Origin of the sequence: Sphingobium sp. LF-16 (genome assembly GCF_003711185.1) — a bacterium.
Classification (GTDB): Bacteria; Pseudomonadota; Alphaproteobacteria; order Sphingomonadales; family Sphingomonadaceae; genus Sphingobium; species Sphingobium yanoikuyae_A.
In genome coordinates, this window is record NZ_CP029335.1 from 2,289,915 (window position 1) to 2,303,406 (window position 13,492).

Consider the following 13,492-nt stretch of genomic DNA (forward strand, 5'->3'; position numbering starts at 1 on the left):
CGCCTACTCGTCCGAGATGTTCCCCGGCTTCATGTAAACCGTGACCACCGGCGGCCTGACTGGCTTGGAAAAGCCGTGGCCGTGGACCGAGCAGAGAGTGGCAACGATGCGATTCCCCATCAGCATTTCACCCGGATCGCCGCATTTTTGGCAGGTAAACTTGGACTGCTCTTCGGCCGCGGCGATATAGGGTCTTGCTTCGGGAACCATGGGCTCGAGATGAATCCGGAGCGATCCGAATTTTTCCTTCGCCTCGTCCACGCTGACATTGATGCCGGCCGCCGCGAGATCAGACAGGAGGTCGCGGTAGAGCTGCGCCCAGCCAACCGGCAGGTTGTCCAGCCATAGGAGATTGTCGTTCCCGCTCATGCGTAATGTCCTCCGATGGTCAATTCCCAGTGGCGCCTAGCGGTCCAGAAGCCGAGCCTTTGTGCTTCTGCGGTTGACCAGGGCAGAGTTGGCAGCGGACAAATGCCGCCGCGATCGACCATGAATGCGCGCATCTCGTCGCCGCCATCAGGATTTGTGACCAGGTGGATCGGTCCGCCAGGCTCCTGAAGCCACAGCCAGAGGCCCGTGATGATCTGGACCTCGCCATCGCGGCACAGCAAGAGCGTGATATAGCTGCTGGCCTGCTTCCCTGAGACCTGGCTCGGCTCGACCAGGAGAAGATCAGTTCGGCACTCGGCAACGGCTTTGATGAGGCCGGTAAGCGAGAGCTTCTTGTGCCAATGCGCCATCACGATGTTGGCGCGTTCGACATATTCGAACTCCGCCAGCACGGGCGGCATTATCGATGTGAAAGGCACAAGCGTCCAGCCGACCAGCCCGGCGAATGCGCGAGCGGCTTCCTTCGCAAGCGCGGCGCGCTTGCGGTCTTCTTCACTGACATAGATCATTTGAGGTGGGTTCTTTCTCCCCACCCTGCGGCGGCTGCGGCCGTCAGAGTGAGGATGAGATTTTCATTTCAATAATTGCAGCCAATCTGCTCCATTCAGCTGCCCAGTTCCCTCAATTGCGAATCCCAAACCGTGGAATTCGCCAAGCTCATTCAGACCCACCAAGCCTCCATCGATGACAGTCTCTCGATGACGTGACGAAAAACATCGACGGCCACGCTCATTTCATTTCCGGTTTTGCTGGCAGTGGCAAGTCCGTGGTCATAGCCCACACGCTGCAACGTCTGAGAGCAGCCCCGAAGACCGTGAGGCCTTCGTCTTAGCCCGGCCTCCATTGGGCGGTAGGGCTATTTTTTGTTTATTCGGCCATTAAAGGCTCGCGCACGAACGGCTCGCCCAGGCGCATCCTGAGCGAGCCTTCGCTACTGTCTGGGGGCCAAATCCCAGCGCCAAACCATCGCAAATTGCGGTAAACAAAATCCGAGCAAGCGTGGTTAATGGTGCTCGGTCTGTCGCAAATGCCAGTTGCCCAGCGCTCTGGGCAGTCTAAACCAAAGCGCTGGACGGCCCGGTGATATTCGGATCGCTCTTATCCGGCAAATCTCACCAGCCGCATCACGACGCCGCCGACTGACACCGCGACGATCAGCCAGATCTCAAGTGTGAGCAGAAGGCGCTTCATCAGTGCCCTTCGCGATGCTTCGGCTCCTGAGGCGGCACGCCATCAGAGCCAAGCAAGCCCTCGACAAAATCCTGCAGCGACATCACTCCCCGCACACCAATCGTCGGGGCATGTATCCTGTAACGCTCCCACCCTCTGGTCAATTCGGCAACAAGCATCCCGGTCAGGTCTGGATATGCCTTCTGGCGGCCCGTGATTGCGTCGACATAGCGTCGGTGGTGCGTCCTGAGTTGTACAATCATCGACATCCGCAAATCGTCAGCGGCAACCGGGGTATCTGAGCTGTCTCCCAAAGGAGAACGTCCATGTCCTCCCGCGTGAAACCATACGTCCTATCGTTGCCCTCCGATGCCGTGGGCAGCATTTCTCGATGCCTCTGAGCGCGGAGGCGGGCAACCTTCAATCTGGTTTCGCTGGCCATCTCCCTCCTTTGCCCTCCAAAGCCTTCACCAGCTCAATCGATGCGCTCATCGCTCATCCTGGCCGAAGTGTGCCTGTCCGATTTCAAGCTTAAAACACGCAACGCCGACGCTTGGCCGATCTGCTGGAAGAGGCCATCAATCAACACGCTCACAATCTGCGAGAGCCGCGTGCGGTATCAATAGTAGAGACGAGGGTCCAAGACCGCCCGGTACGGTGCGTAGCACAGGCCGCTCTTTGGGGGCGATTTACGGGAGGGGTAGCACGCTCTCAAGCCAGTCGAGCACGCGCCTGGCTTCCCCCCCTGTATGGATGCGGATGGTGGGCTCTCCCGAAGGATTGAAGATGACGGGAAGCCCGAAGTCGGTCGCCGACCGGGCCAGGCCCGGCCGGGCTTTCAGCGCAGGATGCCGAATATAGAAGAGCAGGTGCGCGCGGTTCGGGATAAAAGAGAGGATGTAGCGACCTCGTGCATCCTCGAGCCGGACCGCCGGAACCTTTCCAGTCTTGTAGGAGCTCCACAACCCGAGCGATGCGGTCGCCCCGGCGAGCAAGCGGTAGGCTACCCGCGCAGGCTCGGCGCTGATCAGCGCGATATGATCATCGGCCATAGGTTCCGCCAAGGCTGCGGCGAGGTCGGTGAGGGAAATCGGTTCACCCCCGCTCTCGATGCGTCCCTGAGCCAGGGCGCCGGCGATGCGTTTCGCCACGACCTTCATATCGCCGATCGGCATACCGGCGGCGTCGGCGAGTTTCAGCGCCGGCCAGATGGCAGGCTCCTTGTCTTTGACTTCTGCCAAGATGCGCCAGAGGTTGTCGAAGCTGGTTTTGCCGTTTTCAGCTTCGAAACATAGCAGTTCGGACCCAGGTGGTGCGCCCGGGAGATCTCCCCAAAAGAAGGGATAGCTATCCTCGTCCCATAGAGTCGGGTTGAAATAGGGGCTGTCCTTGAAACGTTTTTGGACCGACTTGGATGGCGCGTCCGCATCATAGACATAAGCTCTGATGGAGCGATCGGCGAGGCTGGCATCATTGGTCAAGATGGCGTGGGCCAGTGTCATCCGCAGGGGACGCGTGGCCCGCCTGGCTTTCCACAACCGACGCATCTCCGGCAGGTCCTTAGGGCCAAGCGACCTTCCCCGGCCGAAAATATCGTCGAACCAGGCGGCCGCCCTATCGAGCTGATCTTGCGTCGATACCGATATTCCCGCCTCGAGCCCAAGATCGGATCCGTCTTCGGTGAGGCCATTGGTCGAGGCGTTCGCTGAAGTCACTACCATGGCGTCGCCAGACAGATAGACCTTAGCATGAAGACCAGGGACGTCGCGAACCTTGGCCTGACGCTTGAAGAGCTCGACCATCGCTTTCGGGTTGCACGCTCCTGAGAAGGCGTCGCAGGCGATCCGGTAGCCGCTGAGATCTGACGGCAGGGCGAGCAGGTCCAGGGCGTCGCCACCCCAGAACGCCACCGCCATGGAGACGGATCTTGCGGCCGTGACCCGGCGAATGGCCATGGTCAGGGCGGCGCCGGTTAGGAAACTCATCTTTACTCCCCCTCGGTTTGGTCGGTCAGATTGCCCGCTCGGTGCCTGGCGCGCATCCATTTTCCGCGATTACGATGGCAGCACCTCGGTCATCAGCATCATTGTCGCCGGATCAGGGTGTGGCAGACCCCATCAACGTCATGCAACATCGCTACAACGGCGTGGACAATTTGTGACATCCAGCGATATTGACAGTGTGGTCTGCGTGAGCCGAGCGGCGGCCTTTGTCTCTCCCGGACGTTCCCCGGTTCCGAGGTGAATGGCCGGATTTGGTCGGGAACCGACGCGGCGAAAACGTCAGCTATCTAAGGGTCAGCCTTCCGAACCGGAAATTCCTCAATCGGTCACTACGGGAACGGTCGGACCGCACTGCGCCCATCCTTGCCGTTCGGTTCTTCCAGCGCTGTGGAGCCAAAGTTCAGCTGTGGAGTGGTCTGGGACATTCCTGCCGTTCCCTTGGGGCGTGTCGAACGGGTCCGCAGACAAACAGAGATTGGGCTGATAGTGGACCAGCCAGCTTGGACTGTTCTGGTCGAAGACGCCTGCGGCCTACCAAATTCAGCACCAAGGTCGGCGCGCACCGTCCCAACGACGAGCCAGCCCTTCATCGATGAGCTGCTGACCTAAAGAACGACCGTCTCTCATCAGTACTCGCAGCTGCCGCCCGTACCGGTCCTGCGCCCGCCCCTTTACGACCGCCTCGAATGGGCCAGTGTTCATCAGTTCAGCCAAACGCTCAGTGGCCCGCTCGCCCAATGTGGCCTCATCTTCACAACGGGGCGGATGCGTCTCGGGCGCGTCGATGTCGGCAATGCGAACTTTGATGCCATCGATCCACGCCGTGTCACCATCCACGACACAGTTCATTCCTCCACCCGTGTGGCAAATGGAAAACTTACCCGACGAGAATACCACTTCGGGTTCGCCCGACTCGAGCGCTGGAGTGGGCTCCGCCGCGCTTGATGCCATCCGCGCCACCCTATCGGGCACGTCTTCTGACACTTTCTGCTCTACCGTCCGTTTGACGGCCTTGGGGCGCATGAGGTCAGTGTAGCTGTAGGTCACGGCGAATACCGCGACGAAAACCAGAGAGACAATAACCAATAGGACCCTTTCGACCGGCCCGATCTGTCCAGGCTCAGAACGCCTCCCTTCCGGCCGACGTCCACGACGCCGACGGCCTCCACGGCGCCCCACCCGATCAACCGCCAAAGATGCGCGCGAACCATCCACGCGGCGGTCCGCCCGTCGATGCTGTCTGCGCGGGCATAACGGTTTCATTGGATAACGGTGCCGACTGCGGAATATGCGTGCGGGCACTTTCAGCCCGTCGTTTCCTGGCTGCGACCGCTGCCTTCAGCGCGGTGAGGTTCTGATCGAGCTGATCCATCACTGGCGGATCGATGGCGAGGCCTGTTGCGTTGAACGTCGCATCCGGATCTCGATGCGGCGTCGACGCTGATCATCACCTCGTGCCGAACCGTCAGCCACCCGATCAACCGGCACAATCATCTGAGCACCCGAGAGCGGCAGGATCGCCACGTTCCTCAGACGCGGATCAGAGCGCAGCACATGGACCACTGCGACGGCACGCGCCATGGCTAGACCTGCGTTGTCGGTCGAACGCAGAGCGGAGATGGGAGAGTGTCCGACAGAGGCCGCGATAAGCGAAGAATCAAGATTGCTGTTCCCGGACATCGGCACCTCATCTGTATGGCCGATCACCTCGACCACATCGACGTCGTAGTCGGCAACGCTCTTCGCCAGCATGGGAATGACCTCCCCTCGAAGGTTCCGGTCGAATTCAGGACGCAGCGTAGCCTTGCCGCTGTCGAAGAAGTAGCCACCCGCCTCGCTCAGGCTGAAGAACGGCGGCCACTGCCCCTTGCGGCCCTTCGACGAAGCGGCGACGACCTCCTTCACGAACTTCTCCGGATCCTTCACCCCACTAGCGGCGGCAGCCTCGCGCACCTGTCGTCCAACCTCCGCGTCAGCCATCAGGTTCTCAGCCACGTCCTCGGCACCAGCGGCCTCGATCTGTCGGCGCGCCTCGATCGCACGCGTCAGTTCCTTGAAATACTCTTCTGAATTCTTCGCTTTCGGGTATGCGCGCTGGAGCTCCTCCACGAGCCGGGACGCTCCACCGTTGTCCATCGCCTGAATACGCTCGTCTCGATTCTGGAGCGCGGCCGCCAACGCCATGAGCAGTACGAACAGCAGAAGAATCATGATCTCAGCCATGGTGAGGCCCAAGACCAATCCACGGCGATAGGACTTGTCCTGTCTCAGATCGAGCTGCGAATCGCTCACGCCTCGATCGCCTCAACGCGGTTGACTAGCGAACCCGTCATCTCGACGAGTGCGGTGTGGACTTTGCCCACGTTCTCACGGGACCGCTCCAGATCCTGCTCCAGCGCGGCATTGTGCCGGTGGAGCATCGCAGCGCTGTCCTCGGCGTGCCGCGAGAGATCCTCCACGAACTTTTCCTGCGCACGGGAAATGGTGGCGAACTGCTCCTCCATCGCCTCGGCGGCCTTCGCGAATGCCTCCGCGGTCCGCTTGGCGGTGTTCGCCGGTACCCCATTAACCTCCTCCAGGCGCTTGTTGACATTGGTGTCGAAGCGGGTCGCCGTCTCGTCGAAGCTCTTCACCTGCGCCGCCATATCCGCGACCGCCTGACGGAGGTCGCCACCAGCCTGAACCAATGACGTCTGGGTGCCAGCCAGTTCTTCTGCGCGAGCAGACAGTTCGCCCAGATTCTTGTGCGTGCTTTCCGCCGCGCCTTCCAAAGTAATCATGCTCGCGCCGATCGCCTTGGTCGAACGCTCGATGCCGGACATCGCCTCAGAGTGCTTTTCAATTCCGGTGATGACCTTGTCGGTGGCCGTCGAAAGACGACGTGACCGGGCCACCGCCTCGTTCGCCTGCTGCGTAACTGTCGCCGTCGCCGCCGTCGACATAGTCGACAGCGCGTCCGTCGCCGACGTGGCTACGGACCTGATTGCCTCGCTCGCCGTCGCAGCGGTCTCGCTCATCGACTTAACGGCATCACCCTGAACTGCACCGAGCGCTTCGACCACCTGGCCGCGCAATTCCTCAAGCGCCTGTCGGGTTTCCCGACCGTAGTCGCTCATGCTGACCGTGATCGCCTGGAGCTCGGCCTTCAGCCTGCCCGCCGCGTCAGCAAGCTCTATGCGCGCCGTGTCTTCGGTCTGGACCAGATCGACCCGGGTCTGATTGAAGAAGACGCGGAGCACCAGCCCCATGATCGTCGTGGCGAGTGCGATACCAAAGCCTTGAACGACAGTGGTAGCTGTCGTGGCGGGATCGAAAAAGAAGATGGCATAGGCCAGGCTGATCAACGTGTAGATCAGTCCAAGGTAGTAGCAGTTATCCCCGGCCTGATCGGCACGCAGTTTGCCGGTCCCCGACGCTTGCACGATATAAGCGTACGCCACCATCGCCGCCGCGGCGAACGCTGCCACCGGAATGGCGGCGAGCCCGATCGACTTGGCGACGAGAATGGCTGCACCTCCACCGAAGGCGAACAGCAGGAATCCCCACCGATCGATCCAGCTCCGATCTTCGAGCAAATCCCGCTGAAATTCCGCCCCCTCGCTCATTGTCACCCACTCACATTGTAAATGCGTCGCACATCACCACCCTCGGCACCGATGATGCGCTCCCAAAGACCGGCCAGCGAACGCGGCTGCGTTGTGGCTGCATCCGACCGCTCCAGCATCCAGAGTTCCACCTCGACGCCGCGGAGATCGGTCCGAACCCGTCTAAAAGCGGCACCATCGGTGAAGGCCTTGGGTTCAGGAAGCCCGCGATAGAAGCTCAAGTCGGCAGTGTTCTGAAGTAGGTCAGATGCCACGATCAAACGCTTTGGCAGCTTCTCCTGTCCCGGCTTCTGGAGTTCAGTCAGCGCAACTGATTGGATGCTCTCCAGGATCGGAGACTGATCAGCAGCTGTCGCACTGTCGAGACGCTTGAAGGCCGCACTCAAAGGAGCATCGAAGCCTTCGTCCCATTGTTTCTGGACGGATGCAGGATCACCGGTCGCCGAACTGACGTCATCCGCAGTCCCCGGATTACATCGCGTAATCACTGGAGCAAGCAATCTGTCCGCCGTCGCATCGACCTTGGCGACAACCAGCTTGCCATAGCGGGGTATCGAGTTCTTCAGCTTTGTAAGCTGGTTCTCGAAATCCTGGCGTTGCGCCATGTTCATTGGGTCGGTGACATCGACCAGCAGCACGGTGATGCTGTCCGGCGTCGTAGGACAGAGCTGATCGTCAAGCGTCCGACGTGATGACGCTGCCCAGAAATAGATACCGCCAACCAAAAGCACGACAGCCACTACCAAGGCAATCTTCAGAGTCGCCCTGCGGTTTTCGGACGAAGCGCGCTGTGCGGCGGCGGAGCCACGACCGTCACGCGAACGACCGCGATTGCGATCCCTAGCCATCTGCTATCCTTCTCTTCAGTTCGTCCAGCGGCTCGAAGCTATCAATTGCATCGTCAAAGGCACTTGAGATCTGGGACACGGTTGCCTCAAGGTCCTGTTCGGCGGCATCGATCGCAGAACGAGGGATGTCCTCTCCCGGGGCGATCGGCAGCGGTTCGTGCGATAACTTCCAGAGTTGGTCGAAACGAGACGGAGCCGCAGTCGATCGGGCGGCCCTGTTCGCAGCCCGATATTCTTGCAATAGCGCGTTCGCGGTGGCTTCGAGCTGTTCAGCGTATTCCTCATAGCGGCGGCGGAACGCGTCGCGCGCCGACATGATCTGCTGGCGCTGGGTCAGCTGTCGACTTAGCTCCATGCGGATATCCGTTGCCTCCCCTATGGCGTCGTCACGAATGTCGAGCAATTCATCGGTCGCTGCCTTCACGTCCGCGACATAGTCCTCGCAGCGCTTGGCATGACGCCGCCAGACGGGGCCATAGCCAGGATAGGGATCATCCATCTTGTAGGCCGCGATCGCCGCCCCGAACGCGAATATAAGACCAGCCAGAAGGAGACCGTAGGAATAAATGCTTTCCAACCCGGAACCGAGCATGCTGAGCGCCGCTGCCTCCGGATTGGTCACGCCGAGCGACTTCGCATCGCGATAGTGACCCGCCATCAGGTTCCAGCCGATGGTCAGGATGAGCCAAGCGGCACTGCCGATCCAACCCAACATCCGCACGCCAGCGTCTCGATGGTTGATCTTCGGCCAAACCTGTCGTCCCACGAAGGCGGCAAAGCCCACGTTGATCGCGCCGACGACGGCGGCCGCTATCACGCCGCCCAGCCAACCCATGCTGTCGCCAAGCCGGAGGAACATGGAGTTGGCGATCGTCTCCAACAGCCAAAAGACCATCATCGAGCCGACGGTCGCGCTAGTCGGGGGGACGTCATGCGCGGGACGCCGCAACCCGTTGTCCTTGCGGAAATCACGCAATTCCTCGTAGCTGTCCCGGATCGCATCCCGGCTCGGCGTCAGCTTTCCACGGCGATTTACCACCTCGGTCTTAAACTCGCCCACCGCAATGCTCGCCTGGGTCCGTATCGAACTCAGGTTGGCGATCAGTGCCAACCCGCTCAGTCGAGAATCGTACGTACGGATATTGTTGGCAGCATCGATCTGAGCCCGCTTAAAATGATCGCGGATTCTTGCCTCAACGTCAGCCTCGACAACATCGGGTGCCTGCATCGACGTGTCTGGGAGTTCGAGCGCTCCTTGCTCTGCGCCACGCTCACGTAAGCGCAGTTCGCTCGTCAGTACGTCCCTATCCAACTGAATGAACGGGTCATCCATCGGCGCGCGCAAGTGCTCACCCCGATCGAAAAATCCACGCATTTTAGACCATGCCCCCATGGCTTAACCACTAGCCGGGGAGACACCGAGATTCCAAGTGGCATTTCTCGGAATCATGTAATTTTGATAGTTGAATGGTCGGCAGACAGGGTTGCGCACTGACACGATGCTGTCTCTCAGGCGATTTTGTTGGTACTTCGTTTATACCGGCAACGCTTCTTCCAGATAAAATGCTTTTCTCGAATTTCGCGGACCCGCCGTTCAAGGCATGTCCGGTGAAGGGCATTTTTTTGTTCGGGAAGCGACGCCGCGGGAATGGCAACTATTGTCAGATTCCTGCTCCGAGCCAGACATTCGTCTATCAGCCAGAAACGCCTTGGCAGGTGCAGGCCTGAACTGCCGGACAGCAATGCGCCCCATTCCGGCCGTTTAGGTCGGAGACTGTCGATGCTAAAAGCGGCCCTTGACCCTGTAGTTGCTACAGGCCTTATGGAGCCTCCGTACCCGGCGCTCTATGTCGGGCGGAAACGGGGGCGAAGTGACTTCGATATTTCGTGGCGGCATGGTGTACGCGGGAAGCAGCGCGCTGGTAGTCGCGACCATGATGGCCGGCCCGGCCTATGCGCAAGCCGAGGCCGATCATGCCGGAGAGGCCGAAAACGAGATCGTCGTCCAGGCGACGCGCACCGGGCGCAGGGTTCAGGATGAGCCCATCCGCGTCGAGGTCATCAACCGCGAGGAGATTGAGGAGAAGCTCCTCATGCGTCCCGGCAACATCGCCATGCTGGTGAGCGAGACGCCGGGCGTCCGCGTGCAGACGACCTCGCCTGCCCTTGGCGCAGCCAATGTTCGCATTCAGGGCCTCAAGGGCCGCTACACGCAGATACTGGCTGACGGATTGCCGCTCTACGGCGGACAGACGCCTTCCATTGGCCTGTTGCAAATCCCGCCCACCGATCTTGGCCAGGTGGAGATCATCAAGGGCGCAGCCTCAGCCCTTTACGGCCCCTCGGCACTCGGCGGCGTCATCAATCTGGTGTCGCGTCGTCCGGCCAGCGAACCGCAGGGCGAACTGTTGTTCAATGCCACCAGTCGCAACGGGCAGGATATGACGGGCTATGTCGCCGCGCCGCTCAGCAGCGTGTTAAGCGCCTCGCTCACGACCGGCTACGACCGGCAAAGCCGTCAGGATCTGAACGATGACGGCTGGGCTGACATGCCCGGCTACGAACGCTTCACAGTCCGGCCCCGGCTGTTTGTCGATGCTGCCGATGGGACCAAGGCCTTGCTCACCTTCGGCGCGATGGCCGAGCAACGTGATGGCGGAACGATGCCAGGCGCGAATGCGCCGGACGGGTCGCCGTTCGCGCAGACGCTGCGCAGCCGACGCTACGACCTCGGCCTCACGGCCGAAACGCCGCTGGAAAACATCGGCACGCTGCATCTGCGCGCCTCGGGCGTTACCCAATCGCATCGGCATGTCTTTGGCGACACGGTGGAGAATGACCGCCACCGCACGGCATTTGCGGAGGCGTCGATCGGCGGCAAGGCAGGTGCGACGACATGGCTGGCAGGCGCTGCGATCCAGTTGGACGACTATCGGTCCAAAGCGTTCTCAGCCTTAGATTACAGTTACACCGTGCCCGCGCTTTTCGTGCAGGGCGAGAAGGAACTGGCCAACAGGCTGACCCTCGCGGGAAGCCTGCGCTGGGATGCGCATAGCGACTATGGCTCGCACGTCAGCCCGCGTCTCTCCGCCCTTTATCGGCCCGGCCCCTGGACGATCCGCGCATCGCTCGGACGCGGCTTCTACGCGCCGACACCGTTCGTCGAGGAGACGGAGGCCAATGGCCTCGCCCGCCTCCTACCTTATGGAAAACTCAAGGCGGAGATCGCAGACAGCGGGGCGATCGACTTCGGCTATGCCAGCGGACCGTTCGAGGCGAACCTCAGCCTGTTCGCTTCCAACATCGACCATGCCCAGCAGTTGCAGATGGTGGACGCGGATCATGTCACGCTGATCAATGCCGATGGCGTCACGCGGACACGTGGCGTCGAAGTGCTGCTGCGCTATCGCTGGCAGGCTCTGTCTCTCACCGGCAGCTACGTTCACGTCGCCGCGAGTGAACCCGATCCCGATGGCCCCGGTCGGCGGATCGTACCGCTGACGCCCCGAGACAGCGCGGGGCTTGTCGGCGTGTGGGAAAAGGAAGGGCGCGGCCGCTTCGGGATAGAGGCCTATTACACCGGGCGGCAGTCGCTGGACGACAATCCCTACCGGACGCGCAGCAGGCCCTATGTCCAACTCGGCGCCATGGGCGAAGTGATACTGGGCAAGGTCAGCCTGTTCCTCAATGCCGAGAACCTGCTCAATGTGCGGCAGACGAAATATGATCCGCTGCTCCTGCCACGTCGTGCCGCGACGGGCGCATGGACGGTCGATGCCTGGGCACCGACCGATGGGTTCGTTCTCAACGGAGGGGTGAGGATTCGCTTCGGCGGAGAATAGGCGCGCTCCTCAGTTCACCGCGAGCCTGGCGGATGATCTGCCATCCGCCGGATAGTGCGAGCGCAGCCATGATTGCTGCGACCGCGATGTCCGGCCAGCCCGTGCCTGTGCCGAACACGCCCAGCGCTGCGGCGACCACGGCGATATTGCCGATCGCATCGTTGCGCGAACATATCCAGACCGAGCGTCGGTTGGCGTCCCCCTCGCGGTGACGCCAGAGCATCGCGGCACAGGCAAGGTTCGCGACCAGCGCAATCACGCCCACGACCCCCATGGTCTCGGCGGCAGGAACTATGCCCTGCACCGCCATCCAGATGGTGTTGCTCAGCACCCACAGACCGAACAGCAGGATCGAGACGCCCTTGGCCATTGCGGCCCGCGCCCTCCAAGCCAGAGCCATGCCCGCAACGCCGAGGCTGATCGCGTAATTGGCTGCGTCGCCCAGAAAGTCGAGCGCATCTGCCTTGAGCGATGCAGACCCGGCCGTGACCCCTGCGACGATCTCCACGCCGAACATGGCAGCGTTGATTATCAGCGCGATCCACAACACGCGCCGCCACGCTGCGTCGTTCAGCTTTTCGGTATCGTCCTGAGATCCGCCGCAGCATCCGCCGGCCATATGCATCTCCTGTTTCGGTGATGACGGGCTATATAGGGCCTGTAGCAACTACAGGGTCAAGGGCATGGCATTCACGATCGGCGATATGGGCAAGGCTACTGCAACGAAAATCGAGACGATCCGCTATTACGAGAAGATCGGCCTTCTACCCAAGCCGGCGCGGACGACGAGCAACTACCGGGATTATGGACAGGCGGAGCTTGGCCGACTGTCCTTCATCCGCCGTGCCCGCGACCTTGGGTTTTCGCTCGATCAGGTCCGGGCGCTGCTGAGCATCTCCGGCGACCGCAGCTGTGACTGCGCCGGTATCGACCGGATCGCCAAAGAACATCTGCTGGAGGTGGATCGCAAGCTGGCCGACCTGAGCGCCCTTCGCAAAGAGCTCAAGGCCGTGATCGATTCCTGCGATGGCGGCATCGTTGCTGACTGCCGTATCATCGAAGCATTGGGGCCTGCATCGCCAGCCTGAGAATGGCAGCTGTGTGGCTCCCTTGGTTCAAAGCTGTCCGTCTCCTTACGGCCAGTTGCTGCCCTCGCCGAATTGCCAGCGCCGTATCTCAAGCCGATCCACATCCGAAGGTACAGGGAAGCTCAGCCGGATCGTTTTGACGCTAATTTGAGCGCGCTGAACAAAGCTCTGTATCCATAGTGCCAGGAGCAGCACGCCGAGACATCACTCTGAAAGAAAAGCACTTTTTCTACTCTCCGCGAAGACAGGGGTTGTAGGTTCGGTGTGAACCTTACACCATGAACAAATCAAGAATACAGCGTGATAAACGGCAAGAAGCCCCGACGAATAAGCGCGGAAAACTGCCAAAAATGCGCAGGTACACTGTCTTCGGGAGGCAGGGGCCGGAGGTTCGAATCCTCTTTCCCCGACCAACTTATTCGCCCGAACTTCGGTTCGGAACGATAAGCAGAAAAACCCCGGACTTCCATCGGAAGTACGGGGTTTTTGCGTTCTGTTTCCTTGCATGCCCTTTGGACCGCGGACCGACCGAGGGCATAACGAACC

At 60.8% G+C, this 13,492-nt stretch carries 13 protein-coding genes; 2 read left to right on the forward strand and 11 right to left on the reverse strand.

Going from position 1 to position 13,492, the window contains the following annotated elements; translation table 11 throughout:
* Positions 1-3: 3 nt before the first annotated feature.
* The 10 genes from DIZ22_RS10720 to DIZ22_RS10760 form a co-directional block, all read right to left on the reverse strand.
* Positions 4-369, reverse strand: a complete 366-nt coding sequence (locus DIZ22_RS10720; protein ID WP_122928183.1) for a hypothetical protein — start codon at positions 367-369, stop codon at positions 4-6.
* On the reverse strand, positions 366-899 hold the full coding sequence (locus DIZ22_RS10725; RefSeq protein ID WP_122928184.1) for a hypothetical protein: 534 nt from the start codon (positions 897-899) through the stop codon (positions 366-368). Before DIZ22_RS10725 ends, DIZ22_RS10720 begins: the two co-directional genes overlap by 4 nt.
* Before the next feature lie 681 nt (positions 900-1,580).
* On the reverse strand, positions 1,581-1,829 hold the full coding sequence (locus DIZ22_RS10730; RefSeq protein ID WP_164488885.1) for a hypothetical protein: 249 nt from the start codon (positions 1,827-1,829) through the stop codon (positions 1,581-1,583).
* A gap of 420 nt (positions 1,830-2,249) precedes the next feature.
* Positions 2,250-3,545: a phospholipase D family protein gene (locus DIZ22_RS10735; RefSeq protein ID WP_122928186.1), complete on the reverse strand. Its 1,296-nt coding sequence runs from the start codon at positions 3,543-3,545 to the stop codon at positions 2,250-2,252.
* Between the two features lie 558 nt (positions 3,546-4,103).
* Positions 4,104-4,649 (reverse strand): thermonuclease family protein, encoded by a 546-nt coding sequence (locus DIZ22_RS10740; protein WP_240626722.1) that lies wholly within the window; start codon positions 4,647-4,649, stop codon positions 4,104-4,106.
* 97 nt (positions 4,650-4,746) lie between these two features.
* Entirely contained in the window at positions 4,747-4,935 is a 189-nt protein-coding gene (locus DIZ22_RS21795) for a hypothetical protein (protein WP_164488886.1), read from the reverse strand.
* A complete protein-coding gene (locus DIZ22_RS10745) occupies positions 4,935-5,855 on the reverse strand; it encodes a hypothetical protein (protein ID WP_164488887.1) in 921 nt (306 codons plus the stop codon). Before DIZ22_RS10745 ends, DIZ22_RS21795 begins: the two co-directional genes overlap by 1 nt.
* Positions 5,852-7,168, reverse strand: a complete 1,317-nt coding sequence (locus DIZ22_RS10750) for a hypothetical protein (protein ID WP_122928188.1) — start codon at positions 7,166-7,168, stop codon at positions 5,852-5,854. The genes DIZ22_RS10745 and DIZ22_RS10750 overlap by 4 nt, the downstream gene beginning before the upstream one ends.
* Before the next feature lie 2 nt (positions 7,169-7,170).
* Entirely contained in the window at positions 7,171-8,016 is an 846-nt protein-coding gene (locus tag DIZ22_RS10755) for a hypothetical protein (RefSeq protein WP_122928189.1), read from the reverse strand.
* Positions 8,009-9,391 (reverse strand): hypothetical protein, encoded by a 1,383-nt coding sequence (locus DIZ22_RS10760; protein ID WP_122928190.1) that lies wholly within the window; start codon positions 9,389-9,391, stop codon positions 8,009-8,011. Before DIZ22_RS10760 ends, DIZ22_RS10755 begins: the two co-directional genes overlap by 8 nt.
* A 520-nt stretch (positions 9,392-9,911) precedes the next feature.
* Between DIZ22_RS10760 and DIZ22_RS10765 the strand changes: the two genes are divergently transcribed.
* Positions 9,912-11,858: a TonB-dependent receptor gene (locus DIZ22_RS10765; RefSeq protein ID WP_122928191.1), complete on the forward strand. Its 1,947-nt coding sequence runs from the start codon at positions 9,912-9,914 to the stop codon at positions 11,856-11,858.
* Here the strand turns inward: DIZ22_RS10765 and DIZ22_RS10770 are convergent.
* On the reverse strand, positions 11,821-12,477 hold the full coding sequence (locus DIZ22_RS10770) for a cation transporter (RefSeq protein WP_122928807.1): 657 nt from the start codon (positions 12,475-12,477) through the stop codon (positions 11,821-11,823). The genes DIZ22_RS10765 and DIZ22_RS10770 overlap by 38 nt on opposite strands.
* 64 nt (positions 12,478-12,541) lie before the next feature.
* Here DIZ22_RS10770 and DIZ22_RS10775 point away from each other — a divergent pair, with 64 nt between their 5' ends.
* On the forward strand, positions 12,542-12,946 hold the full coding sequence (locus DIZ22_RS10775; RefSeq protein WP_063141930.1) for a helix-turn-helix domain-containing protein: 405 nt from the start codon (positions 12,542-12,544) through the stop codon (positions 12,944-12,946).
* The last annotated feature ends 546 nt before the right edge of the window (positions 12,947-13,492 follow it).